Origin of the sequence: Tritonibacter sp. SIMBA_163 (genome assembly GCF_046535935.1) — a bacterium.
Classification (GTDB): Bacteria; Pseudomonadota; Alphaproteobacteria; order Rhodobacterales; family Rhodobacteraceae; genus Epibacterium; species Epibacterium scottomollicae.
On record NZ_JAWJBP010000981.1, the window covers coordinates 1 to 249 of the forward strand.

General features: G+C 69.1%; 1 protein-coding gene. It reads left to right on the forward strand.

What is annotated here, in order from left to right; genetic code table 11:
• A partial coding sequence (locus R0J92_RS25265; protein ID WP_411053710.1) for a hypothetical protein occupies window positions 1–249 on the forward strand: 249 nt, incomplete at both ends.

Consider the following 249-nt stretch of genomic DNA (forward strand, 5'->3'; position numbering starts at 1 on the left):
CGGAGATCTTCGCCTCGCCGTTCAAGGAGCCGCATTTCTTCGCCTTCCAGGGCGAGCGGCCGAGGATGATGTTGCCGAGCGGGCGGGAGGCCGGCATCAACAAGCTGGCGATCACCGATCCCGAGGCCTATCGCGCCCTGTTCGCCGAGGCCGGCGACGCCAAGGCCGTGGGCGAGAGCTCGGCCTCCTCGCTCTATGTCGAGGCGGCGGCGGCGCGCATCGCGGCCTGGAACCCGGACATGAAGATCG